The 25,286-nt window shown below is 39.2% G+C and carries 30 protein-coding genes; all 30 read right to left on the bottom strand.

Features of this window, described 5'->3' with window-relative positions; translation table 11 throughout:
- Positions 1 to 12: 12 nt before the first annotated feature.
- Entirely contained in the window at positions 13 to 1,092 is a 1,080-nt protein-coding gene (gene flhB / locus IHV12_RS13140; protein ID WP_197128219.1) for a flagellar biosynthesis protein FlhB, read from the bottom strand.
- A gap of 4 nt (positions 1,093 to 1,096) precedes the next feature.
- Positions 1,097 to 1,870: a flagellar biosynthetic protein FliR gene (gene fliR, locus IHV12_RS13145; protein WP_197191149.1), complete on the bottom strand. Its 774-nt coding sequence runs from the start codon at positions 1,868 to 1,870 to the stop codon at positions 1,097 to 1,099.
- A 4-nt stretch (positions 1,871 to 1,874) separates the two neighbouring features.
- Positions 1,875 to 2,144 carry a flagellar biosynthesis protein FliQ gene (fliQ, locus tag IHV12_RS13150; RefSeq protein ID WP_066393686.1) on the bottom strand — a complete coding sequence of 90 codons (270 nt, stop codon included), beginning with the start codon at positions 2,142 to 2,144 and terminating at the stop codon, positions 1,875 to 1,877.
- A gap of 13 nt (positions 2,145 to 2,157) precedes the next feature.
- Complete coding sequence (gene fliP, locus IHV12_RS13155) at positions 2,158 to 2,838, bottom strand: flagellar type III secretion system pore protein FliP (RefSeq protein ID WP_137789655.1); 681 nt, start codon at positions 2,836 to 2,838, stop codon at positions 2,158 to 2,160.
- Complete coding sequence (locus IHV12_RS13160; protein WP_197191150.1) at positions 2,831 to 3,493, bottom strand: flagellar biosynthetic protein FliO; 663 nt, start codon at positions 3,491 to 3,493, stop codon at positions 2,831 to 2,833. The genes fliP and IHV12_RS13160 overlap by 8 nt, the downstream gene beginning before the upstream one ends.
- A gap of 7 nt (positions 3,494 to 3,500) precedes the next feature.
- A complete protein-coding gene (locus tag IHV12_RS13165) occupies positions 3,501 to 3,863 on the bottom strand; it encodes a response regulator (protein ID WP_197127729.1) in 363 nt (120 codons plus the stop codon).
- 18 nt (positions 3,864 to 3,881) lie between these two features.
- Entirely contained in the window at positions 3,882 to 5,018 is a 1,137-nt protein-coding gene (gene fliY, locus IHV12_RS13170) for a flagellar motor switch phosphatase FliY (RefSeq protein WP_197191151.1), read from the bottom strand.
- Entirely contained in the window at positions 5,012 to 6,004 is a 993-nt protein-coding gene (gene fliM, locus IHV12_RS13175) for a flagellar motor switch protein FliM (protein ID WP_137789658.1), read from the bottom strand. Before fliM ends, fliY begins: the two co-directional genes overlap by 7 nt.
- Before the next feature lie 34 nt (positions 6,005 to 6,038).
- The gene (gene fliL / locus IHV12_RS13180) at positions 6,039 to 6,467 is read right to left on the bottom strand and encodes a flagellar basal body-associated protein FliL (RefSeq protein ID WP_197191152.1); all 429 of its coding nucleotides are present in this window, start codon (positions 6,465 to 6,467) and stop codon (positions 6,039 to 6,041) included.
- Positions 6,468 to 6,680 carry a flagellar FlbD family protein gene (locus IHV12_RS13185; RefSeq protein WP_197127726.1) on the bottom strand — a complete coding sequence of 71 codons (213 nt, stop codon included), beginning with the start codon at positions 6,678 to 6,680 and terminating at the stop codon, positions 6,468 to 6,470.
- A gap of 48 nt (positions 6,681 to 6,728) precedes the next feature.
- Entirely contained in the window at positions 6,729 to 7,634 is a 906-nt protein-coding gene (gene flgG, locus IHV12_RS13190; RefSeq protein WP_197191153.1) for a flagellar basal body rod protein FlgG, read from the bottom strand.
- A gap of 83 nt (positions 7,635 to 7,717) precedes the next feature.
- On the bottom strand, positions 7,718 to 8,092 hold the full coding sequence (locus IHV12_RS13195; protein ID WP_197127724.1) for a TIGR02530 family flagellar biosynthesis protein: 375 nt from the start codon (positions 8,090 to 8,092) through the stop codon (positions 7,718 to 7,720).
- A gap of 12 nt (positions 8,093 to 8,104) precedes the next feature.
- On the bottom strand, positions 8,105 to 8,557 hold the full coding sequence (gene flgD, locus IHV12_RS13200) for a flagellar hook assembly protein FlgD (protein WP_197127723.1): 453 nt from the start codon (positions 8,555 to 8,557) through the stop codon (positions 8,105 to 8,107).
- Positions 8,558 to 8,563: 6 nt separating this feature from the next.
- Complete coding sequence (locus IHV12_RS13205) at positions 8,564 to 9,721, bottom strand: flagellar hook-length control protein FliK (protein ID WP_231620756.1); 1,158 nt, start codon at positions 9,719 to 9,721, stop codon at positions 8,564 to 8,566.
- A 25-nt stretch (positions 9,722 to 9,746) separates the two neighbouring features.
- Positions 9,747 to 10,313 (bottom strand): MotE family protein, encoded by a 567-nt coding sequence (locus IHV12_RS13210; protein WP_197191155.1) that lies wholly within the window; start codon positions 10,311 to 10,313, stop codon positions 9,747 to 9,749.
- Between the two features lie 14 nt (positions 10,314 to 10,327).
- On the bottom strand, positions 10,328 to 10,747 hold the full coding sequence (gene fliJ / locus IHV12_RS13215; protein ID WP_197191156.1) for a flagellar export protein FliJ: 420 nt from the start codon (positions 10,745 to 10,747) through the stop codon (positions 10,328 to 10,330).
- Between the two features lie 17 nt (positions 10,748 to 10,764).
- Complete coding sequence (gene fliI / locus IHV12_RS13220; RefSeq protein WP_197191157.1) at positions 10,765 to 12,081, bottom strand: flagellar protein export ATPase FliI; 1,317 nt, start codon at positions 12,079 to 12,081, stop codon at positions 10,765 to 10,767.
- A complete protein-coding gene (fliH, locus tag IHV12_RS13225) occupies positions 12,078 to 12,875 on the bottom strand; it encodes a flagellar assembly protein FliH (RefSeq protein ID WP_197191158.1) in 798 nt (265 codons plus the stop codon). Before fliH ends, fliI begins: the two co-directional genes overlap by 4 nt.
- Positions 12,868 to 13,881, bottom strand: a complete 1,014-nt coding sequence (gene fliG / locus IHV12_RS13230) for a flagellar motor switch protein FliG (protein WP_197127717.1) — start codon at positions 13,879 to 13,881, stop codon at positions 12,868 to 12,870. Before fliG ends, fliH begins: the two co-directional genes overlap by 8 nt.
- Before the next feature lie 14 nt (positions 13,882 to 13,895).
- Complete coding sequence (fliF, locus tag IHV12_RS13235; protein WP_197191159.1) at positions 13,896 to 15,488, bottom strand: flagellar basal-body MS-ring/collar protein FliF; 1,593 nt, start codon at positions 15,486 to 15,488, stop codon at positions 13,896 to 13,898.
- Between the two features lie 81 nt (positions 15,489 to 15,569).
- On the bottom strand, positions 15,570 to 15,872 hold the full coding sequence (gene fliE, locus IHV12_RS13240) for a flagellar hook-basal body complex protein FliE (RefSeq protein WP_197191160.1): 303 nt from the start codon (positions 15,870 to 15,872) through the stop codon (positions 15,570 to 15,572).
- A gap of 12 nt (positions 15,873 to 15,884) precedes the next feature.
- Positions 15,885 to 16,331, bottom strand: a complete 447-nt coding sequence (gene flgC, locus IHV12_RS13245; RefSeq protein ID WP_197191161.1) for a flagellar basal body rod protein FlgC — start codon at positions 16,329 to 16,331, stop codon at positions 15,885 to 15,887.
- Positions 16,332 to 16,333: 2 nt separating this feature from the next.
- Complete coding sequence (gene flgB / locus IHV12_RS13250; RefSeq protein WP_197191162.1) at positions 16,334 to 16,720, bottom strand: flagellar basal body rod protein FlgB; 387 nt, start codon at positions 16,718 to 16,720, stop codon at positions 16,334 to 16,336.
- Positions 16,721 to 17,171: 451 nt separating this feature from the next.
- Positions 17,172 to 17,951, bottom strand: coding sequence for a GTP-sensing pleiotropic transcriptional regulator CodY (codY, locus tag IHV12_RS13255; RefSeq protein ID WP_197127713.1), 780 nt, complete (start codon positions 17,949 to 17,951; stop codon positions 17,172 to 17,174).
- A 24-nt stretch (positions 17,952 to 17,975) separates the two neighbouring features.
- Entirely contained in the window at positions 17,976 to 19,370 is a 1,395-nt protein-coding gene (gene hslU / locus IHV12_RS13260) for an HslU--HslV peptidase ATPase subunit (protein ID WP_197127712.1), read from the bottom strand.
- A 22-nt stretch (positions 19,371 to 19,392) separates the two neighbouring features.
- The gene (gene hslV, locus IHV12_RS13265) at positions 19,393 to 19,932 is read right to left on the bottom strand and encodes an ATP-dependent protease subunit HslV (RefSeq protein WP_137789675.1); all 540 of its coding nucleotides are present in this window, start codon (positions 19,930 to 19,932) and stop codon (positions 19,393 to 19,395) included.
- 24 nt (positions 19,933 to 19,956) lie between these two features.
- Positions 19,957 to 20,862: a tyrosine recombinase XerC gene (gene xerC / locus IHV12_RS13270; protein WP_197191346.1), complete on the bottom strand. Its 906-nt coding sequence runs from the start codon at positions 20,860 to 20,862 to the stop codon at positions 19,957 to 19,959.
- Between the two features lie 61 nt (positions 20,863 to 20,923).
- Positions 20,924 to 22,228: an FADH(2)-oxidizing methylenetetrahydrofolate--tRNA-(uracil(54)-C(5))-methyltransferase TrmFO gene (trmFO, locus tag IHV12_RS13275; RefSeq protein WP_197127710.1), complete on the bottom strand. Its 1,305-nt coding sequence runs from the start codon at positions 22,226 to 22,228 to the stop codon at positions 20,924 to 20,926.
- Positions 22,229 to 22,241: 13 nt separating this feature from the next.
- A complete protein-coding gene (gene topA / locus IHV12_RS13280; protein WP_197127709.1) occupies positions 22,242 to 24,317 on the bottom strand; it encodes a type I DNA topoisomerase in 2,076 nt (691 codons plus the stop codon).
- A 99-nt stretch (positions 24,318 to 24,416) separates the two neighbouring features.
- Positions 24,417 to 25,283 (bottom strand): DNA-processing protein DprA, encoded by an 867-nt coding sequence (gene dprA / locus IHV12_RS13285; protein WP_197191163.1) that lies wholly within the window; start codon positions 25,281 to 25,283, stop codon positions 24,417 to 24,419.
- Positions 25,284 to 25,286 lie beyond the last annotated feature (3 nt).

A 25,286-nucleotide genomic window follows, 5' to 3' on the forward strand; every position in this document is an offset into this window, starting at 1 on the left:
CCTATTCATTCCTTACGCTTTTTTCTTTACACGGTATACAAAGGCTAAAATTTCAGCTACTGCTTTAAAAAGATCTTCAGGAATCACATGCCCGATCTCAACGCGGGCGTACAGCGTTCTTGCTAGAGGCTTGTTTTCTACAACCGCTACGTTATGCTCTTTTGCGATTTCTTTGATGCGTTGAGCGATAAGATCCACTCCCTTTGCCACAACAACGGGAGCATCCATGTTGTTATCGTCATACTTTAAGCAGATCGCATAGTGTGTAGGATTTGTGATGATCACATCTGCTTTAGGCACTTCTTGCATCATTCGCCTCATAGCCATCTGCCTTTGTTTTTCCTTGATCTTCCCTTTAATCTTTGGATCACCTTCAGATTTTTTGTATTCATCTTTGATATCTTGTTTCGACATCCTAATATTTTTTTCAAAATCGTATTTTTGGTACATATAGTCAAGAAACGCAAGAAAAAGTAAAACGAGTGAAGCTGCAAAACCCATCTTGACAGCAAGTCCTCCAAAGACAGGAAGTGAAGATTCAATACTCACTAGGCTCATTCTTAAATAGATATCACGTTCACTCCAAAGGATAAAAAATGTCACTCCACCGATAAGCAGAATTTTAAGTATTGATTTTGATAGCTCTACTAATGCACGCACCGAGTAGATCCTCTTAAATCCAGATAAAGGATTGATTCGTTCGAGTTTCATCTGAATCGCTTCTGTTGATAACAAAAACCCAACTTGCAAATAGTTTCCTAAGACTCCGGCTATCATAGCCGCAATCATTACGGGAGCTATGATGATCGCGACTTCAAGCGAAAGCTCCCAAAATAGTTTAGGAATACTCGATTCAGTTACGTTATAGAGAAGTTTCTTATCTAAACTATATGCGAAGAGATGAAGCAACCTCTGACCCATCCAGCTTCCCATAAAGGAAAGAAACATAACGGATGCAAACAGTACAAGTGCAGCGTTGATGTCAGCACTTTTGGCTACTTGACCTTTTTTCCTGCTCTCCTGCCTTTTTTTCGGTGTTGCTTTTTCTGTTTTTTCTCCTGAAAAGTATTGTAAAGTAATTGGATATCTCATCAACTTAAGCCGCTCCCAACAATTCCATTAAGTTAATCATGCTGTCACGCATCTGATCGACTAGCATCTGAACAGATACGAAGAATGCGGGCATTACTACTAAAAACAACACAAGAGCAATTAATATTTTCACTGGTAGGCCGATAACAAAAATGTTCATCTGAGGAACGGTTCTTGCTACGATCCCAAGTGCTAGATCTGCTAGAAACAACGTGCCTACGATCGGAATCGCCATCTGCAGAGCAACTAAGAACATACCTGAGAACACACTTATTACAAATCTCGTAATCCCGCCATCTCCAAAATTAGATATGGTTGAATCAATCGGTAAAAATTGGTAACTATAAAAGATTCCATCGAGTAACATGTGATGAGCATCGGTAGCTAACAAGAAAAGAATCGCAAACGTATACAGATATCTACCCATCAAAGGAGTCTGAATGCCTGTCTGCGGATCAAACACGTTCGCTATCGCAAAACCCATCTGAAGATCAATAAATCCACCAGCTACTTGAATCGCGTAGAAAACAATCGCTGCAATAAATCCGATGGATAGTCCTACCATCGCTTCTTTAATGATTAACAGAAAAAATGAACCATCTAACGGAATCGGTTTTGGGTCAATCGCGTACAACATGATCCACGATAAAAATAGGGATAATCCGATTTTATGCATAACAGGTAAATTTTTATTGGAAAACACAGGAATTGTTAAGAAAAATGCCGATACTCTAGTTAGGATTAATAAAAAAGCAGGGAAAGCAACTAAATCTACCATTTTATCATCCTATATAAGTGTGTAAATTTTGAAAGATATTTGATGTGAAACCTAATATTTGTGAAAGCATCCAAGGTCCGAAAAACACGAGTCCTACTAAAACGGCAACAATCTTTGGTATAAATGCGAGTGTTTGTTCCTGAATCTGTGTTGTTGCTTGAAAAATACTGACGATCAAACCTACAATCAGGGCTAATAGCATAAGCGGACCGCACAAAAGCAAGGTCATGTATACCCCTTTTTCAGCTAAAGAAATTACAAATTGAGAATCCATGTTTACACCTGCCTTAATAGCTTAATAGCAATGATTTAACGATGAGGTACCAGCCATCAACCAGTACGAATAATAAGATCTTAAATGGCAGTGATATCATCACGGGTGGCAGCATCATCATCCCCATAGCCATTAAAATAGACGCAACGACCATATCAATGATCAAAAAAGGTACAAAAATCATGAATCCAATCTGAAAAGCTGTCTTTAATTCACTAATCGCAAACGCTGGAACAAGAGTCGTTAAAGGAATATCTTTAATACTTTCCGGTTTCTTAGCACCTGAATATTCCATAAACAGCATAAGATCTTTTTGTCGTGTATGCTTAGCCATAAACTCTTTGATGGGAAGACTTCCTTTATCAAAGGCTTCCTCCTGAGAAATCTCACCTTTTACTAACGGCTGAACCGCCTCTTTGTTTACTTCATGCATCACTGGCGCCATGATAAAAAAAGTTAAGAACAAAGCAATCCCAATCAGAACTTGGTTAGGTGGCATCTGCTGCGTTGCCAGTGAAGTTCTAACAAATGACAGAACGATAATGATCCTCGTAAAACAAGTCATAAGTATTAATATACTTGGAGCAAGCGAAAGGACCGTTAAGAGCAGCAACAGCTGAATGGTAGTTTCCATGTTCGCTGGATCGCTATTATTTATAAAATCCAAGTCTAATCCAGGAATAAATTCATTCATGATGTTTCCCTTTCTCAAGTACTCTCTGAAGATCTTTTTGCTGATTCTTCTTATCTTGAACGATCGATTGAAGCATATTCTTAAACGTTTGGGTCTGATCTTTTGTCCCTGTTTCATTTGCAGGCTTACTTGATTCTTCGTTTCTGCTTTTCATCCACTTTAATTTCAATTGATTTGTCATCGCTGAAACATTTTGAGACGGACGCTGATCGAGCATCATCTGAACTTCAACTTCATCTGTAATCTCTTTTAGCAGTGTTACCGAATCACCAACACCTACTACCAAGACAGAATTACCCGTTTTGATCAGTTGTACAGAACGGTTCTGTCCAATTCCGATTCCCCCTAAAGACTGAAGGTTTTTCCCGTCTTGAAAACTGACAGATTTTCTTTGAATAAATCGTAAGACAAAGAATAAGATCGCTAGAACGATACCAAGCATAAACACGAGCTTGACAAGCATCATAAATGTGCTTTCGCTCTTAGAACTGACAGGGCTACTAGTTGCTGGTGACTTTTCCTTCTCGCCCTTTTGATCCGAACTATTTATAGTGTCATAAACACTTTTCCCTGAACTGCTGCCTTCCGCTTGTACACTAATTGGTACAAGCGAAAGACAAACTGCTGCAAAAAAACTAATTAACCATCGATACATGAAAGGTTTATCCTAAAGTTTTCTTGATAGCTTCAATTACACGGTCAGCTGCAAACGGCTTAACGATAAAATCTTTTGCCCCAGCTTGAATCGCATCGATTACCATCGCTTGCTGTCCCATCGCTGAACACATGATAATTTTTGCATCAGGGTTTGTTTTCTTGATCTCTTTCAAGGCTGATATACCGTCCATTTCAGGCATCGTAATATCCATCGTAACTAAGTCTGGTTTTAACTCTTGGAATTTCTCTATCGCCTGCGCACCATCTGCCGCTTCACCTACAACATCAAATCCATTCTTAACTAAAATATCCTTGATCATCATTCTCATAAATGCTGCATCATCAACAACTAAAATACGTTCTCCCATTTCACTTACCTCCGATAATTATTTCAATTTTTCAAGACGATCACGCTGGCTTAAAATTTCAGTTACACGAACTCCGAAGTTCTCATCGATAACTACAACCTCGCCTTTTGCGATCATCTTTTGATTAACAAAGATATCAACTGGTTCACCAGCTAGTTTATCGAGCTCTACGATCGAACCTTGAGACATTTCCAAAATATCTTTAATCGTTTTTTTCGTTCTTCCAAGCTCTACTGTTACTTGTAGCGGAATGTCTAACAGCATATCTAAATTCTTCGTATCTCTTTGATTCGTCTCATACTCCCCAAAGTCTGAAAAGCTTGCCGGCTGAATGGAGACGTCTCTCATCTGTGATTGATAAGTAGGCTGCGGATCGTTTCTTAATTCATGATGAACTCGCTCTTGATAATGATCTGCCGGTGGAGATGGCGGAGCCACTTCTTCATGAGGTACATAATCAGCAACCGGCTCTTTTTCAACAACTGGTTCAGGATTCATCAACTTATGTACAAGGTCCTTTGAAAACTCAGCATCGATCAGCTGCATGATATTCGAATCAATCAGTTCACCCACTTTAAGTCGGAATGAAACTTTTACTAAAATCTCTTCATCAGGAATCAAACTTGTGTTTGATTCAACATCCAGAAAATCAATCTTTGGAGGAGAGATGTCTACTTTTTTATTAAAGATCGTAGACATCGACGTTGAAGCGGATCCCATCATCTGATTCATCGCTTCACCGACAGCACTTAATTGGAGCTCTCCAAAATCCGGAGAAGGATTCGTGCCTTCACCACCAAGCATCAAATCTGCAATGATCTGTGCATCTGTCTTACGGATCACTAACAAGTTTGCTCCTTCGATGCCTTCTGTGTATGTAACTTGAACCGCAACATGTGGAATCGGAAACTCATCTTTTAACTCAGTGCGTTTTACGACTGTTACTTGTGGCGTCGTAATATCTACCTTTTGATTTAACAGGGTGGATAGTGCTGTTGCAGCACTTCCAAATGAGATGTTTCCGATCTCACCTAACGCATCTCGTTCAATCGATGATAGGTATTCTTCGGTTTCTGTCGCTCCGGACGAGGAAGGACTTCCACCATTCAACAAAGCATCAATTTCGTCTTGTGAAAGCATATCTCCACTTACCATTGATCCTCATCCTCCTTAATGGTTTCGATAATTTGAACGGCTAGCTTTTTCTTCACTTTTCCAGGTTGACCGTAGAACTTCGGATTGTTCTCAACTTTGATCACGAGCGGTTGGTTGATCCTTTGATCAAGTTCAATACAGTCACCGATAGATAAGTTCAGAAACTCTTCTATCGACATGTCTGAAGATCCTAGCTCAACCTTAAATGGCAAAAAGGCGTTCTTTATCTTTTGTTCAATAAATTCAGTTTCTCCCGGAATTCTTGTCTTCTTTTTATTCTGCATCCAATGATGAACAGATAGCTTTGGTATGATCGGCTCTATGACAACATGCGGAAGGCAAATATTAATCATTCCGCTCGTTTCGCCAATCGTCGTGTTTAACGAGATGACGACAACCGTTTCGTTCGGAGAAACCATCTGTAAAAATTGTGGATTTACTTCCAAATCGAGCATGAACGGCTCCAGTTCGATCACACTTGTCCAAGCCTCTTTAAAACTATCAAGTGTGTTTTCAAATAACTGATTCATGATTCGTGTCTCAATCTCAGTTAAATTCTCGATCTTATTCATCCCTGCCCCGCTGCCGCCCATCACTCTATCAAGCATGGCATATGCGATATTCGGATTTACTTCCATTAAGATGCGCCCTTCAAACGGATGTGCTTCAAACACATTCAATAAAGTCATCTTCGGAACAGAACGAATAAATTCCTCATATGGTAGCTGATCAACAGACGCTACCCCTATCTGGACGTACGTTCTAAGCTGTGCCGAAAAATAAGTCGTTAAGAGTCTTGCAAAGTTCTCATGCAATCTAGTTAAACTGCGGATCTGCTCTTTCGAAAAACGAAGGGCTCTTTTAAAATCGTAAACTTTAACCTTATTCTCTGACTCTTCCTTTTTAAGCTCTTCTGCATCCATCTCTCCTGTGGAAAGGGCGGAGAGAAGAGCATCTATTTCGTTTTGTGACAAAACATCAACCAAGAGTCTCACCTCTTTTCATGCCGTTTTTAGTGAATTATTGTATGATCTTTTGAGTTGTGTAGACTCTGACTACTTTCCCATCTTGCATAACCTTATTAATCTCTGTTTTCAACTTGTCTTCAAGAGAGATCAATCCTTGTTGCCCAGATAGTTCTTCTGTTTTCTTGTTCGAGATCTCATAGATGATAAGATTGTTCACTTGAAACAATCTTTTTTCTAGTTCGTGTTTCGCATCTTCATTATCCGCTTGAATCTTGAACTGAATCTTCACATAAGACTGATCTGCAAGATTGGTTGTCATTTCATTGGTTTCGACCATCAGCTTGTCCAGCTCTTCTGCTGTAGGTTCTGAAGCTTCGGTCTTAGGTGAGAACTGCTTAAACCCGTAATATCCTGCTGCACCGATTAAACCGATTGCTACGAGCATAGAGAGCATGATCGTTACCGCTTTATTTTTTCCCAACTACAGACCCTCCTTTTTCTGACTTAGTGGCAGCAAATTAATATTTCTATAAAAAGTTGATATCAATTGAGCAACCTGTTCTTCACTTTCTTTAACAACATACTTTTTGCCTGTTGTTAAAGTGATCGTCGTATCGGGAAACGATTGGATCTGTTCAATATAGATCGCATTCAGCGTAAACGTATTCCCGTTTAACTGAGTTAAAGAAATCATGAGTTTCGGAGCTAAGCCTTTTCCTGCTCACCCCTGCCTCCCTTCACGTTAACGTTTTAAGTTCACAAGCTCCTGAAGGATCTCATCAGATGTTGTAATGATTCTTGTATTCGCTTGAAACCCACGTTGTGCAACAATCATCTCAGTGAACTCTTCAGATAAATCTACGTTGGACATTTCGAGAGTTCCTGCAACTAGGCTACCTGCTCCCCCGGAACTAGGAACAAACATATCTGCGGCAACCTTTAAATCTCCTGAGTTAGCAGAACTTTTAAATAAATTTCCGCCAACTTTTTCAAGTCCTTCGTTATTTGGAAATTTCGCTATCATTATCTGGCCTGCCTTGAGTAATGCACCGGTTGTACCGTCTATATAACTTACAACACCATCAGATCCAACACTAAAGCTTTTTGCACTAGTTGGAATAACAATTTTACCAAACTTACCATTATCTATTGAGTTAGTAGGAGGGTTTGGAGCTACCGTTATAGGTGCAGTGGATGGTTGGCCAATTACGAACAATCCGTCTGAGTTAACTAAGTTTCCTTGTTGATCCAAATAAAAATTCCCTGCTCTTGTAAAATTCATTTCTGGAGTACCTGTAAATGCATTAGGCTGTGCTCCATTTATAGCCCCAGTGCCTACAATAAAATATCCATCTCCAGAAATACCTAAATCCAGAGGTCTATTTGTATTCTGCAAGCTCCCTTGTGTATGAACAGTATCAATTGAGGATAGCTGTGATCCTAATCCAACCTGCTTAGCATTTACGCCTCCACGACCAGTCCCCGGAGCACTCGCCCCAGCAATCTGCTGACTCACAAGATCTTTAAAAGTTGTACGGCCTTTCTTAAAGCCATACGTATTAACGTTTGCGATGTTATTTCCGATTACATCTAGCTTCACCTGAAAATTTTTCATACCGCTGATTCCTGAATACATAGAACGTAACATTTGTTTTTATCTCCCTTACTTGGTTTAATGACTGCCTCTGTCAATCGGCAGTTTTGTGAGCCTCCTGTAAAGGTCCAGCTCGTTTATTCGTCTATGACGATGGCACCATTGATGTTTGTGAAGATCTGAGATGTGCTTTCGTTTCGATCTAACGCTGTGATTACGGTTTGATTCGGAGCATTTACGACAAGAGTGACATTCTTCATGATCACCAACGAGTCTTTAATGCCTTTTTGCCCAGCTTCAATCACCTTTTCACTTATCTTGTTCCAGCTTGTTTCTGATATCGTAATATTTCTATCTTGCAATCTTTTTTGAGCGTGTTTACTAACGGTTAGTTGGTTTTCAAGCTCTTTATAAAGAACTGACTGAAAAGATCGATTTACTTTTTTCTGCTGTTGATGATTCGGGTAAAGGATCGGCTGGTACAATTGATGAGCGTGTATACGTTCGCTCATGTTATCCACTCCTTACTTTGCCTGATCAGATATTTTGATCACTTGGTAACTTGTGATCTTTGTTCCATCACTCATTTCCAACATGACAGATCCTTTTTCAAATAACACAGATTTAACTAGACCTTCTTTTTCCTCTATCTTTTTGTTACCTTCTTCATCTACTGTTTCGGTTTCGTACGTTACTTGTTTACCGATCATCTCGCTTTGCTGTAACAAGGAAGATTCTGTTTGAAACGATAAGAACTGCTGCATCGTTTGGTTCATGTTTGTCATCTGTTCTAGTGATGAAAAGCTTGCCATCTGTGCGATAAACTCTCGGTCTTGCATCGGACTTGTTGGGTCTTGGTTTTGAAGCTGTGTAATTAATATCTTTAGAAAATCATCTTTTCCCAAAATGTTTGAACCTGTTTGCTTTGTTTTTGCTTGATAATTAGAAAGCATCAGATCTTCAGAGATCTTGGTCATGACTCATCACACCTTTTCGTTTAATACCAATTGTGATAATTGTTCATCAAATGATAGATGTTCTGATATATCTTCCTCAGACATACTTTCATCTGTTTGCTGTTGATCTTCAAATTCTTGATTACTTTGATCACGGAAATCAAAGGACTGTTCGTCTCCGTTTAGAAAGACATCAATCTTTTCAAAGTCTATATCTTGACTAGTGAAAGCTTGTTTCAATTGTGTGAGTTGACTATCTAGGGCATCCTTTGCACCTTGACTAGATGCGATGATCTTTGCAGTGATCTCACCATGTTTTTGGATAAGCTGAATCTCGATGTTACCGAGATGTTCAGGTGTTAAACGAATCTGCATTTTCGTAAATCCAGTTTCTGTAACGACCAGCTTTCCTCTTGAAATAATCTGTTGAACCTCACGAACAAATTGTTCTTTTTGTCCTTCTCCTCCTGTAGCAGGAACCTTCAACGTCCATTGTTCTATAGGAGAAAGTGGAGCTTGAACGGTTTGCAGTTCCTTTGAAGCTGAAACATTTGGTTCGATCGATTTTGTCGGGACGAACCGTTGAAATGCATGATCTGCAAAGCTTTTTATCTTTTTCTCGGCTGATAAGGTTTCAAAGACTTTCATGAAAGCATTCTTATCATTACTTGTTGAGTCACTCAAAAGCTTTTTTATCTCTCCAAAGATCTGCTCTGTTTGTTTTGGTATTGAATCTTTTTGATCTAGCTTCACTCCTGGAAACCATCGTCCTATAATATCTGCCATTTGCTTTTGGTCTTTTTGAGATAATGGACCTGCCTCTTCGTTAAAAGCAACCTGCAATAAGATCGCTAGTTTCATCTCAGGAGTGGGGTTTACTGCAAGGTGTGAGAAATCGATCTCATTCTCAAGAAGGTTTTCAATAACTTCCTTCATTTCTGGTGGCAGTTCGTTTAATAATGATTGAACGGTCTCGTTATTCAGTAGGTCAGCATTCCAGTCAAGCCCCTCAATGCTTCCTAAGACACTTGCGATCATATCTCCTAAACCTTCAGGAAGCTGTTCACTCTCTGCGCCAGAAGATGCTAGCAATTGAGAAAAGAGAGAATCCATATTGTTTCCTTTTTCCGAAGAAACTGATATTTGTGATGTCTGTGCTCCTGAAACAGCTGGCTGCGAAATCATTATTTGCACGTTTTTACACCTCCTTTTATAGAGACTTGTTTGCCATGAGTACCGTAAGCTCTGCTGCACGTTTTGCATCAAGTTTGGCAAGAATCGCAGCTTGTGTTTCCGATTGTAAAAGCATTAAGATGCCCATGATTTGATTGTTGTTCATCTCTGACATTACGGCCGCAGCATCTTTTGCTGACATTGCTTCATATAATTTCTTTAATTGTTCATTCTCTTCTTCTTTCACACTAGTTTCTGCATCTTCTACTTGCTTTTCTAATAGTGCAATATTACTTTTTAAATCCGTGACTTCTTTTTCTTTCTTTTGCAGATCAGCAGATAGTATTTTGATGTAATCTTCTTGCTCATCGAACTTTGATTTCCACTGTTTCTCTTGTCCATTGTTTGTTACAGCTACTTCGGACTTTTCGCTAAAAACATTTTTAATTATAGGCATGTTTTTACTCGTGTTCTTTGCCTCTTCCCATACGTCCACTCCCATGAACGACAGAACGATACCGAATACAGTTAGTGCAAAAACGAAAGGTACGAAGACTACTAATAAAAACCAAACCATTCTGTTGGATTTTTCGTTCTGTTTCATCTGATCACCCGATTTTATGACTTCGCAAAACGCAATACAGAAAATTCGTCGTTCTGCTTATTCTCATAAGAAGCAACTTCCACTTTATATGCGCTGAGTTGTCTTTCTTTTAGCTTTTCGTATTTTTTCACTTCAATCGTCTGCTGTAATAACCTTTGCTGGATAACTTGCATTCTTTCTCTTGCTCTTTGTAATAACGGCTGTAATTCTTTGATCTTGTTTGTCATGGATAAAAGAAAACGCTGTGTATTCTGAAGATCATTTACTATGATTCTCTGCTGAAAGGTAAAATTCGATTGGTTCTCAATGTCTTCTTTCCTCTTAAGGAGGCTGTATATCTCTTCTGCGATGCTCTCGAACGCTTGTACAGCTTCTCCTAATTCTTGTTCAATCGATTCTTTCTCCTTTTGTTTAACAGACAAAACTTTTTCCATAGAAAAATGAAATGACATCAACGTTCATCCTTTCCAAATTCAATCAACAGCCGCTCAAGAGCTTGTTCATAACTAACATCTTCATCTACTTGCTGCTTCAAAAACGCTAGAATGTTAGGGTACATCTGAATCGCTTCATCCACTGATTTAGAGGATCCCCTCTTATATGCGCCAATGCTGATCAAGTCTTCTGCTTCGACGTAGGAAGACAAAAGTTCTCGAAGTCGTTCAGCAGCTTGTCGATGCTCTTTTGGAACGATATCATTCATAACCCTGCTAATACTCTTTAGAATATTTACAGCAGGAAACTGCCCTTTATTAGCTAAGTTTCGATCTAAGATAAAGTGTCCATCTAGAATTCCTCGAACAGTATCTGAGATCGGCTCGTTGAAATCATCTCCATCTACTAAAACCGTGTAAAATGCTGTAATCGTTCCATTCTTATTCGTTCCAGACCGTTCTAATAATTTTGGAAGAACTGCAAATACGCTTGGTGTGTATCCCTTTGTTGTTGGCGGCTCACCAACAGCTAAACCGATCTCACGTTGCGCCATAGCAACACGAGTTACTGAATCCATCATCAACATGACGTTCTTCCCTTGGTCTCGAAAATATTCTGCGATACTCGTTGCCGTCAATGCACCTTTTATACGCATTAAAGCCGGTTGATCTGAAGTCGCAACGATTACAATGGACCGCTTTAAACCTTCTTCACCTAGATCTCGTTCAATAAAATCAAGAACTTCGCGTCCTCGTTCACCGATTAGAGCGATAACATTCAGGTCAGCAGTCGAATTACGTGCCACCATACCAAGCAACGTACTCTTACCCACTCCACTTCCGGCAAAAATACCTACCCGCTGGCCTTTCCCGACCGTCAACAAACTATCGATCGACCGAATACCTAGCTGAATGCTTTCATAAATTCTTGGTCTTTCCATCGGATTCGGCGGCTCGTTCTCTGAAGGATAGCGAAACAACCCGCGAGGCAGAGGAGAGCCATCTAAAGGAACACCCATACCATCAAGTACTTTTCCGATCAAAGAAGGTCCAACCTTTATTTCCAACGCTCGATGTGTTGCTTCTACCAAACTGCCAACTGCAATATTTTTCACATATGTAAATGGCATCAACAAAACATTCTCTTCCTGAAAGCCAACTACTTCTGCTTTAATTCTTTGCTTGTTGTTCCCAGTGTGTATATAACAGACATCACCGATTGACGTTTTAGGTCCTTTTGATTCGATCATTAGCCCAACTACCCTGATCACTTTTCCATATCTTTTATATGAATCTAGTGATTGAAGGGAGTCGATCATGTGTTCCACGTTCATTGATCTGACACCTCAAGTTGTTCTAGCAGTTTTTCTCTGATCTCTTTTAACTGAACGTCTAGTGTTGCGTCGATCTTTCCAAACGGAAACTCGATTACTGCACCATTCTCAGTTAAGTTCTCGTCTGGATAGATGAAAAGAGTCGCTGTCGATTGAAGCATGTTCTTTAGTTCCTCACGATAGTTTTGCGTAAGTTCGAACCATTGTGGTGGAACATAAAGCTTTATCTCTTCAAACTCTCGAGCTTCTTTTACAAGTTGCTTTACGATAGCAATCCATGTTTCAGGTGCTTCTTGTAGCTTTTTTCCTAAGATTTTCTCAGCAGCTGCCATAGCGAGGATGACTATCTGTGGCTCTGCTTCACTCAGGATGTTATGATAGTCGTTTCTTAACGTATCCATAAAGCTTTTGACTTCATTTAATTGCGAAGCCCAGCTTTCATGGCCTTGTTCTAAACCATTTTGAAAGCCAGCATCGTATCCTTCATTCTTCGCCTGTTCATAAGCACTTTCTAATTTCAACTTCCAAGCGGCCTCTTCTTCAGCTAAGCTTTTGATTTGCGCAGCCTTATATTCTTCTACTTCCTTTGTTATAGAAGCTGCTTCGCTCTTTGCTTCTTCTAGCAAGGTATACGCTTGATTTTTTAAACGGATGACCTTTGTCTCTTCATCCTCATCTTCTAAACTTGCATAGTTTCTCGTGTTAAATAATGAAAGTGCTTGAATACCGATCACTATTTCATTTTTTTCCGCTTTTTCTTTGTGATCGTGAAAAGATTTTATGACTTTAGACAATCACATCATCTCCTCCGCCTCGAGCGATAACGAGCTCTCCTGCTTCTTCAAGTCTTCTAATGGTTCCAACGATCCTAGACTGAGCTTCTTCTACATCACGCAGTCTAACAGGACCCATAAACTCCATTTCTTCCTTAAAGTTCTCGGCCATACGCTGTGACATGTTATTGAACATCACTTCTTTTACTTCCTCGCTTGATGCACGTAAAGCAAGAAGTAGATCTTCGTTTTGCACTTCACGTATAACTCTTTGAATTGCACGGTTATCAAGGGTAACGATATCTTCGAACACGAACATTCTTTTCTTGATCTCTTCCGCTAACTCCGGATCTTGGATTTCAAGCGCATCCAGAATCGTTCGTTCCGTGCTCCGGTCTACACCGTTCAACACTTCAACAACCGCTTCAACTCCACCAGCTTGTGTGAAATCTTGTGTAACAGTAGCAGATAACTTTCTTTCTAAAATCTGCTCCACTTCATTGATCACTTCAGGTGATGTTCGATCCATTAATGCAATTCTTTTAGCAATATCTGCTTGCATCTCTTGTGGAAGTTCAGAAAGTATCTGTCCAGCTTGAGAAGAATCCAAATATGATAAGATCAGAGCAATCGTTTGCGGGTGCTCGTTTTGAATAAAGTTTAATATTTGACCTGGATCTGCTTTTCGAGCAAAGTCAAACGGTCTTACTTGTAAAGTCGAAGTTAAACGATTGATGATCTGCATCGCTTCATCTTTACCTACCGCTTTCTCAAGTACCGTCTTCGCGTAGCCGATTCCACCTTGGGTAATATAATCTTGAGCAAGAGCTAGCTGATGAAATTGTGTGATAATATCATCTTTTAATGTTGAATCTACTTTTCTAACTTGTGAGATTTGAAGTGTTAATCTCTCAATCTCTTCTTCACTTAAATGTTTATATACTTGCGCAGCCACATCAGGTCCTAAAGAGATAACGAGGATTGCCGCTTTCTCTTTACCTGATAGTTCTTTCATGCCTTTTGCCATCGATCGTTACCTCCTTACTCTTCTGATAGCCATGTTCTTACTAACTTAGCGAATTCTTCTGGCTTTTCTTTTGCCATTCTTTCTAATTGTTCCTTACGAACTGTCCCCTCTGACCCTTTTTCTTGGTTTACATCAGGTACATAGTACGACTCTTGTGGTTCATCCATCTCAAACTCTTCAATCTTGCTTTCCGTCTCTCTTCTTCTTTTTCGAGTAAGCAAGAAGATTAATAGAAGGATAACGATTAACAAGATTCCACCAACAATATAGATCCATACTGGAATTCCGGTCTTAACGGCAGTTGCTTCTTGCTTACCGTTGAACGGCTGAGCAGATACAAAGATTTTTTCTTGAATATCATCTTCTGATAATGTTTCATTTATATCTTTTGAGATACTTGTTCTAACGATCGCACTCAAAATTTGTTCAATATCATCTAATCGTTCTTGTGGTAACGATTCTGGTTTGTTTGGAGTCGGTGGCTCTACCATGACTTGAATACCTAGATCTCTTATTTCGTAAGGACTTTCCACGATTTCTTTACGAATCTTGTTGACTTCGTTATTGATACGTTCTTCAACTTTTTCATAGTCACCGTTTGAGCCTGCAGCTGAACCTGGATAGGTAGGTACCTCTTGATCACCTGTTCCTCCAACTCCGCCTTCTCCTGCACCTTCTCCTGTAAACGTCTCTCTTATTCGTTCTACGCTTACTTCAATGCCTTTCATGTTCTCTTTGTCAACGGGTTCTACAATGTTTTCTTCACGTTTTTCCTCGGTAAAGTCAATATCTGTAGTAACAGTAGCAACCACTTTTCCTTGTCCCATGATCGTTGATAACATCTGTTGAACTCTTCGTTGTAAGTCTCTTTCAACATCTTGTTTAATCTTTCTCTGTTCCTCATATTTAGAAGCTGAAGAACTAGAGTTCACAGAATTTAAATCATAATAATTAAAGTATTGATCCGTAATGACGATATTTTCCATAGGTAGATTACTTACACTCTTTGAGACAAGGTGATAAAGAGCTTTTACTTGATCTTCATCTAATTTGGCTCCCGCTCCTAAAGATAGGACAACAGAAGCTGATGCCTTCTCTTCTTCCTGATTCACCCAAACACTGCTTTCAGGAAGTGTGATCATAACGCTCGCATCTTCAACCCCGTTTATGCTCTTTATTAAACTAGCAATCTCGGTCTGTGTCGCTTCTCTTTCTAGAACACCAAACTCTTTGTCTGTTATTCCAAATCCTGATTTCTCACCAAAATATGAAAAATCAATATTCCCGCTTTCAGGCAATCCTTCTGCAGCAAGCTGCACTTGAAGGTTGTTTACTTGTTCTTCAGGAACTAATATTGTTTTCCCCCCATCTTGTACTTCATTTGCCACACCTTTGCTATTTAAATTCTCTTGTATTTGACCAGCTTCCTGAGGGGAAAGATTTGAATACAAAGGAACAAGGTTGGGTGATGACATCATGATGGTTACAAAGATAAAAGCTGCGATAAATAGAAAGATTCCTCCGAGAATAAATCCCTTTTGTACATTGGAACGAGTTTTAAACCGCTCTGTAGTTTGCTTGATGATGTTTTTCCATTTTTCTTTCATTTTTTCCCCCGATAAACGCAATAAAAATTTTTAAAAGCTACCCCCAAAATCGAATGCTAATATCGAATCATATAACAGAGCCTATACCTGCATCCTCATAATTTCTTGGTAGGCCTCAACAACTTTATTACGAATCTCAAGAGTCGTTTGCATCGTTACACTTGCTTTTTCGGCAGTGATCATAACTTGGTGAAGATTATCCATGTTTCCGTTCATCAAACCTTGAGTAGCTTGATTAGATTGTGCTTGTGTTTCACTCAGCGTATCTAAAGCTCCCTTAAGATAGCTTTTAAAATCTTCTTGAGCTTCATATGGTGTCACTTTTGCTACTGATGATGTAGGGTTACTAATATTCTGAAGTGAACTTATTGAAATTTTGTCCATGTTTTAACACCCCTAACGGCCAATTTCTAATGCTTTTAAGTACATTCCTTTTGCTGCGTTTAATGCAGTAACATTTGCTTCATAAGATCGAGTAGCACTCATTAAGTCGACCATTTCTTTTAGTGGATCTACATTTGGAAGTCGAACAAATCCTTCTTCGTTAGCATCAGGATGTTCAGGTTGATAAACCGTTTTAAATGGAGTTTGATCATTGATTACTCCATTGACTTTAACGCCTGACATTTTTCCGTTATTCACTGCTTTATTAAACATGTTCTTAAAGCTAGATTCGCCTGAACCTAATACGACCATTTTGCGTCGATAAGGTTCCCACACACCATTCTTAAATTCTCCACGTGTCGAATCGACATTCGCCATATTAGAGGAAGCAACATCCATCCTAAGCCGTTGAGCGGTTAAGCCGGATGCCGATACATTCATTGCATCAAAAACTCCCATATTTATCTCCCACCTTTAACAACCATCTTAATCGAATTAAACTTTCCATTAATCCGCTGTACAAGTGTCTGATAATAAAGCTGATTCTTCGCTAATTCAGCCATCTCTTTATCTACATCTACATTATTTCCGTTATGATTCATCACAGTATTCGTTTTTTCTTTAACACTAAAAGAAGTTGATGATTCATTACCGAATGAAAAATGTCGCTGATCTGTTCGATGTGCTTGCAAGCTTTTTTTGAATTCCTGGCTAAAAACAGTTTCTTTTGCTTTATATCCAGGTGTGTCCACATTAGCCAAGTTATTTGAAATGGTCTTTTGTTTTAATGCAGATCCATCTAATGCCATTTCTAAGTTTTTCAAGACTGAGCCAGAGAACAAGTTCACCACTTCCCTCTTTTTTACTATAGAAGTTTCATATTATGTTAAATCTTACCTCACTATCATATTTTAAGGGATATATCCAAAAAGTGTCTATGTATTTTTTCCCAAACTGACTTTTTTCGATAGAAAGGACTATATTTCGACCGTGACTTTATACCCAAATTTAAAACTAGTAAGAAAATCCCTATATTTATACGGTTTTTGGTACATGTTTACCATATTTGACCAACTCGACAATTATTTACAATTTAACACAATACCTTTACAAGGATAATAAAAATGGATAAAGAATTTGTATGTTTTCTATAAAGATACTCACTTGTCTCACTGCTCTCTAAAAAGAACAACTAAAACAAAAAAATCCTACCTTTTACATGTATCTAGTAGACAGATCATTTTATTCAACAAAAAAACCAGCTCTGATTTTTCAGAACTGGTTTTTTATCGTTTATTGTTATGAAGTTTTAAGCTTTTCGAGTTCAAGTAAGAATTTGTCGTTCAACACTTTGATATACGTACCTTTCATACCTAGAGAACGTGATTCAATTACACCAGCACTCTCTAATTTACGAAGTGCATTGACGATAACAGATCGTGTAATTCCCACTCTGTCTGCAATCTTACTTGCTACAAGCAATCCTTCGTTTCCTTCTAATTCTTCAAAAATGTGTTCGATTGCTTCAAGCTCACTGTATGATAGTGAACTAATCGCCATTTGAACAACTGCTTTGTTACGAGCTTCCTCTTCGATCTCTTCTGCTTTCTCACGAAGGATCTCCATTCCAACTACTGTAGCACCATACTCTGCTAGAACTAGATCATCTTCTTCGAACGCTGTAGAAAGTCTAGAAAGGATAAGAGTTCCTAGTCTTTCACCGCCACCTACGATTGGAACAATCGTAGTTAATCCTGTAGAGAACAAATCTTTGTTTTCAACTGGAAACGCCGTATAATCGCTCTCTATATCAATATTCGAAAGTGATTCTGTAATGTTAAAAAGATTCTTCGTGTAATCTGTAGGGAATTGACGATCCTCGATCATCTTCTTCATACGCTCGTTCTCAATTTCTTGTTTAAGAGCGAGGCCTAACAGTTTACCGCGACGGCTGACTACGAAAATATTTGCTTCAATCACCGTACTTAGTGTTTCAGCCATCTCTTTAAAGTTTACTTGTTTACCACCTGTTTGTTGAAGCATCGAGTTGATACTTCTTGCTTTGTTCAATAAATTCATTGTATTTCTTCCTCCTACTGCATCCTATAATATATATTGGCTCAGATCCTTGTTCTTTGCGATGTTAGCCAGTTTTTCTTCTACATACTCGGGTGTAATGGTAATTTGATCTAAGCTGATATCAGGCGCTTCAAAAGATAGATCCTCTAATAAGCGTTCTAATATGGTATGAAGTCTTCGTGCACCGATATTATCGGTGTCTTGATTCACTTCATAAGCAATGCTTGCAATCTTAGCAATAGCATCGTCAGAAAATTCAACATTTATACCTTCCGTACTCAATAGAGCTTTATACTGTTTTATAATCGCATTATCAGGCTCTATTAATATACGTGTAAAATCCTCAACAGACAAGCTATTTAGTTCAACTCGGATCGGAAATCTTCCTTGTAGCTCTGGAATGAGATCAGATGGCTTAGAAATATGAAAAGCTCCAGCTGCAATAAACAGTATATGATCCGTCTTAATCGAACCATATTTCGTCATTACCGTAGAACCTTCAACGATCGGAAGGATGTCTCGCTGTACACCTTCACGGCTCACATCCGCAGAGTTTTGGTTCTTTCCTGCAATCTTATCGATCTCATCTATAAATATAATACCTGTTTGTTCGGTCTTGTAAACTGCTTCACTCGTAACATCGTCCATATCGATTAGCTTTGCCGCTTCATCTTGCGTCAATACTTTACGAGCTTCTCGAACAGTGAGTTTTCGTTTTTTCTTTTTCTTCGGCATAAGACCGCCGATCATGTCTTGCATGTTCATACCTACTTGTTCGAGACCTGAACCTTGGAACATGTCTAGCATCGAAGGATTCTGTTCTTCAACTTCTACCGAAACAAGATGATCCTCCATCTCACCGAGCGCCAGCTTCTGCGCCATTTGATTTCGTCTCTGTCTAAGATCCGCAACATCGTCTTGCTGTGGTTTTTGCTCTTGTTCTCCATTACCGCCACCAAAGAACATCTCTAGCGGGTTTTTGAAGCTCGTTTCTGTTTTTTTACCAGGAACTAAAAGCTCTACCAGTCTCTTATTGGCATTTTGCTCAGCTTTGTCTTTTACATCATTCATCTTTAGCTCTTTTACGAGTCTTACTGAAGTTTCTACTAGGTCACGAACCATCGAATCAACATCACGTCCTACATAACCAACTTCAGTAAATTTAGTTGCTTCTAGTTTAATGAAAGGAGCTTGAGCTAGCTTTGCTAATCTTCTAGCAATCTCTGTCTTTCCTACACCCGTAGGTCCGATCATCAGTATATTTTTAGGTGAAACTTCATCACGCAGCTTGTCGTCGAGCAAACTTCTTCTATAACGATTTCGAAGCGCAACAGCGACAGCTTTCTTTGCATCATTTTGACCTATAATATACTGATCTAACTTTTCAACAATCTGCCTTGGAGTTAATTGACTGTTCATTGCAACCGCTCCTTTACTTTTTTTACAATTCTTCTAAAACAATCTCTGTGTTTGTGTAAACACAAATTTCGCCAGCAGTCTTTAAAGATGCAAGAGCGATTTCTTTTGCAGAGAGTTCAGGTGCATGATTCTTCAGTGCCCGACCAGCAGCCAGAGCGTAGTTGCCACCTGATCCAATCGCGAGAATCCCGTCATCCGGCTCAATTACTTCACCAGTACCTGAAATCAATAACATATGCTCTTCGTTCATTACGATAAGCAGAGCTTCAAGTTTTCTTAGAACTTGATCCGTTCTCCATTCTTTAGCCATCTCTACTGAAGCGCGCTGCAGATTTCCGCTATATTCTTCTAACTTGCTCTCAAACTTTTCATAAAGCGTAAATGCATCTGCAACCGATCCTGCAAATCCGGCAAGCACTTTTCCTCCAAACAGCTTTCTAACCTTCTTGGCTGTATGTTTCATTACAACTGCGTTGCCGAACGTAACCTGACCATCTCCAGTCATAGCGGATTTGCCGTTATGCTGAATCGCAAATATTGTAGTAGCATGAAATGTTGACATTGAAAAATCCCTCCCTTTTTGTTTTTATGCTCGAGGATGCGCATTATTATAGATTTTTTTTAAATGACTTTTTGAAACGTGTGTATAAACTTGTGTAGAGGAAAGGTTTGAGTGCCCTAAGAGTTCCTGTACTGCTCTTAAATCTGCACCTTCATTCAGCATGTGCGTCGCAAACGTGTGCCGCAAAACATGCGGGCTGATATGTATGGTAAGGGAAGATTCCTCAATTAGTTTATTTAATATAGTTCTTACGCCTCTCGCGGTTAAAGGTTCCCCTTTATAGTTTAAAAATAATGCTTCCGACTTCTTTTCTGTTTTTTCAAGCAGCAGGTTGCGGCCGTTTTGTATATACTTTGCAAGAGATTCTCTTGCAAACGATCCGATCGGTACATATCTTTCTTTTTTTCCTTTTCCTTTAACAAGCGCTATCTCTACATTCAAATCAAGATCCTTCAGCTGCATCTTACACAATTCACTGACACGCATTCCAGTTCCGTACAGTATTTCGAGGATTGCTTGATTTCTCTGTCCCATGGGTGTTGTAACATCAGACACATTAAAAAGCCTCTCCAACTCTTTTTCATAAAGAAATTGAGGAAGCATTCTTGCTTTTTTAGGGAGTGATGCCATAGCGAAAGGGTTATGTTCTTCAACGATTTTTTCGCGGTTCAAAAAACGATAAAAACTTCTCATCGCCGATATCTTTCTTGCTACCGTATTTCGAGCATACTTCTTCTCATGAAGCGTCACTAAATATTGCCTGACTAAAACATAAGAAACAGCAGCGAATCCTTCGATTGCTTGCTGTTTCAAAAAAGAAATAAAATCATTAATGTCTTTTTCATAGTGTTCAATCGTATAAGGTGAACAGTTCTTCTCGATCATTAAATAATTCAAGAAATCCACCACATGTTGGCGTTCTGATACCATTTCATACACCTCACAAAGCCCCTAAATCGTAACACAATTTAGGGGCTAAATCAATACATGTTCACAAATTTGTTATAAAATTCTGAATAGTTTCCAGTGCTCTTTCAGCTAGAGCTGTATTGCGTTCTTGTTTGTTTTTGATTCTCTTTTCAAGTGGTGGAAGAAGGCCAAAGTTAGCATTCATCGGCTGAAAATTATCTGGGTTAGCTGTTGTAATATAATACGCCATGCTTCCAATCGCTGTTTCTTTCGGGAATACAGCCAGTTCTTCGCCTTTTATCAGCTTCGCTGCATTGATTCCCGCGATCAATCCTGAAGCGGCACTTTCAACGTACCCTTCTACTCCAGTCATCTGACCTGCGAAGAAAAGATCTTTTCTTGCTTTTAACTGATACGTCTCTTCTAAGAGGCGTGGCGAGTTCAGGAATGTATTCCTATGCATTACACCGTAACGTACTACCTCAGCATTCTCTAAGCCTGGAATCAGTCTTAGAAGCTCTTTTTGTGGTCCCCATTTTAGATGTGTTTGGAAACCTACGATATTATATAAAGTTCCTGCACTGTTATCTTGTCGTAATTGAACAACTGCATAAGGAATCTTTCCTGTTTTCGGATCCTCGAGGCCAACAGGCTTCATCGGTCCGAACAATAATGTCTTCTTTCCTCTTTTAGCCATTACTTCAACTGGCATACATCCTTCGAAAAAGATCTCTTTTTCAAATTCTTTTAAAGGGACTGTTTCTGAAGTGATCAATGCTTCATAAAAACGGTCAAACTCTTCTTCTGTCATCGGACAGTTTAAATAAGCTGCTTCGCCTTTGTCGTAACGAGACTTTAAGTACACCTTGTCCATATCGATGCTGTCTACTTCGATGATCGGAGCAGCTGCATCGTAAAAATAGAGGTACTCTTCACCCGTTAACGAGTTTAGCGATTTTGATAAGTTATCAGAAGTTAAAGGTCCTGTCGCAATAATGGTCGGACCTTCTGGAATCTCTGTTACTTCTTCAGTGATTACTTCTACATTTGGATGGTTCTTAACCCGCTCTGTTACAAGGCTAGCAAATTCATGACGGTCAACCGCCAGAGCTCCACCAGCTGGAACAGCACAATCATCTGCTGATGAAATAATAACAGAATCTAATTTTCTCATCTCTTCTTTTAGTACACCAACAGCGTTTGTAAGTGTATTAGCACGAAGTGAGTTCGAACACACTAGTTCTGCAAACTTCTCTGTATGATGAGCCGGCGTTTGTCTAACCGGTCTCATCTCGTATAATTTTACTTGAATTCCTCGGCTAGCGATCTGCCAAGCTGCTTCACTGCCAGCAAGACCTGCTCCGATTACGTTTACATGTTGATTCATGAAGATAAACTCCTTACTTTGCTTCCTCTTCAGCATAATCGCAAGAAACACATTGTACGACTTTGCCTTTTTTCGTTTTCTTTTCTACTAACATACTATTACACTTCGGACATGTTCTGGCAATAGGTTTGTCCCAAGAAACGAATTCACAATCTGGATAACGGTTACATCCATAGAACAGTCTTTTTTTCTTACTCTTCCGCTCTACGATTGTTCCTTCATGACAGGTCGGACACGTAACACCGATATCTTTCACGATTGGTTTCGTGTTTCGGCAATCTGGGAAGTTTGAACAAGCCATAAACTTTCCAAAGCGTCCCATCTTATAGACCATCTCATGTCCACATTTCTCACAGTCTTCACCAGCTGGTTCATCTTTAATCTCTACTTTTTGCATCTCTTCTTCTGCAATCTTAAGCTTCTTTTCAAAGCCTTTGTAGAAGTCATCGATGATTCTGATCCAGTTCTCTTTTCCGTCTTCTACTTCGTCAAGATCGCTTTCCATCTTAGCGGTAAATTCAACGTTGAATACTTCAGGAAAGAATTCCAATGTCATCTCTAAAACAAGACCACCTAGTTCTGTTGGAACAAACTTCTTTTCATCGAGAGCTACATATCCACGTTTTTGGATGGTATCAAGTGTTGGTGCATATGTTGACGGTCTGCCTATACCCAATTCTTCCATCGTACGAACAAGCCTAGCTTCTGTATAACGTGGAGGAGGCTGCGTAAAATGCTGAGTTGGCTCAAGTTCTTTCTTTTCTACCTTCATGCCTTCTTGAACATCTGGAAGAATACGATCTTCTTCTTTTTTCCCATCATCGTTGCCTTCAACATAGACTTTCATGAATCCAGGAAACTTAACTTTAGATCCTGTCGCACGGAAGTAGACTCCATTGTTCTCTAGATCCACTGTCATCGTATCAAGAACTGCTGATGCCATTTGGCTTGCTAAGAATCGCTCGAAGATTAATTTATATAATCTGAGTTGATCTCTTGAAAGGTAAGTCTTCAAATCTCGTGGGTGATACATAACAGAAGTAGGACGAATCGCTTCATGGGCATCTTGAGCGTTCTTACCAGATTTCTTTTCCACTCTTGATTTGTTGACGAACTGCTCTCCATATTCTTTCTCTATGAATTCAGCAGCTTCGGTTTTAGCTGTATCTGAAATACGTGTAGAGTCTGTACGCATATACGTGATCAGACCGACAGTACCTTCTTTTCCTAGATCAATTCCTTCATATAATTGTTGTGCGAGCATCATTGTCTTTTTAGCACGGAAGTTTAATTTTCTGGCCGCTTCCTGTTGTAGTGAAGAAGTGATAAAAGGTGGTGAAGGATTTCTGCGTCTTTCTTTCTTCTGAACAGAATCAATCTTAAATTGCTTGCCTTTTATCGTCTTTAGAATATCGTTTACTTCTTCTTCATTTGATAGATCTTTTTTCTTGCCGCCGACTCCATGAAACTGAGCTTCAAATTCCTCTCCAGAAGCACTGAAGGTTCCTTTAATCTTCCAATACTCTTCCGGTTGGAAAGCTTCTATTTCTTTCTCACGTTCAACGATCAATCGAACCGCCACCGTTTGTACACGGCCAGCGCTCAATCCTTTTTTTATTTTCTTCCATAATAATGGACTGACTTTGTATCCTACTAGTCTGTCTAGCACCCTTCTTGCTTGCTGCGCATCAACTAAGTCCATATTGATCTTTCTTGGTCGTTTAAAAGAGTCTTTTATCGCATTTTTAGTAATCTCATTAAACACAACTCTACATTCAGAATCTAAATCCATGTCCAAACTGTGAGCAAGATGCCATGCAATTGCTTCACCTTCGCGATCCGGGTCAGCTGCGAGAAAAATGCGTTTCGCTTTTTTCGCTGCAGTTTTCAAGTCTTTTAAAATTGGACCTTTACCACGAATCGTAATGTATTTCGGTTCATAGTTTGCTTCTACATCTACGCCAGTCTGGCTTCTGGGAAGATCACGAACATGTCCCATAGATGCTTTAACGTCATATTTGCTCCCTAGATACTTTTTTATTGTCTTTGCTTTTGCGGGAGACTCAACAATGACTAAATATTTTTCCATTTACAGTTTATCCCCCTTTAAGGGTTTAGTGAAATCTTCCCTATTATTAAATAATGTATCTGCATTTGTCAAACTGTTTCCTCATTTAAATGAAAACGGTTAGAAACTTTCATTTTGAATATCTTCTGCACTCATGACCAATTTTGCTCCATTTTGAATCAAAAAATTGGTCCCGTTCGCACACTCTTCTAAAATCGATCCTGGAATCGCAAACACATCTCTTCCTTGCTCGAGTGCTTGATCAGCTGTAATCAACGAACCACTCTTTGTTCTTGCTTCAGCAACAAGCGTTGCACGTGTGAGACCGCTTATTATACGGTTACGCAACGGAAAATGCCAGCGTTTTGGTGAAACGTGTGGTGAAAACTCCGATAATACAATTCCTTGCTCACTTATTTTATGTGCGAGTTCTCTATTTTCATTCGGATAGACCTGTAATAACCCTGAGCCCAGAACAGCTGCTGTCAAAGAATTCTTTTGTATACTTAACTCATGAGCGAACGTGTCGATTCCTTTAGCCAATCCGCTGATCACGACCCATCTATCATCAATTAAAGGACTAAGAACCTTTCGTAACGCTTGTTTTCCATGACTGCTAGGATTTCGAGTGCCGACCACACTAATCATTTTATCCCGATTTAGGACCGTCCAATCGCCTTGTCCATAAAGAACCCATGGCGGGTCATAAATATTCTTTAATAGTGGAGGGTAATTTCCATCGAATATCGTTACAGCTGAAATAGATCGTTTTACTAGATTCTTCATTATGTATGTACTATTATTTTGTTTCATGTGATGATAGAGACGCTTTGCCGTCAGTTCACTCAAACCATACGACATTTTCAACCTGCGAATGTCCATTGAAAAAACAGATTTTAGTTCAGGATCAGCAACAACTATTGATCTTAATTGATTCCAAGTGAGTCCTTCGCAATGATGAAGAAAAATTAAGCGTTCTTTATCCAAACT

The sequence above is a fragment of the Fictibacillus sp. 7GRE50 genome, assembly GCF_015903875.1.
Classification (GTDB): domain Bacteria; phylum Bacillota; class Bacilli; order Bacillales; family Fictibacillaceae; genus Fictibacillus; species Fictibacillus phosphorivorans.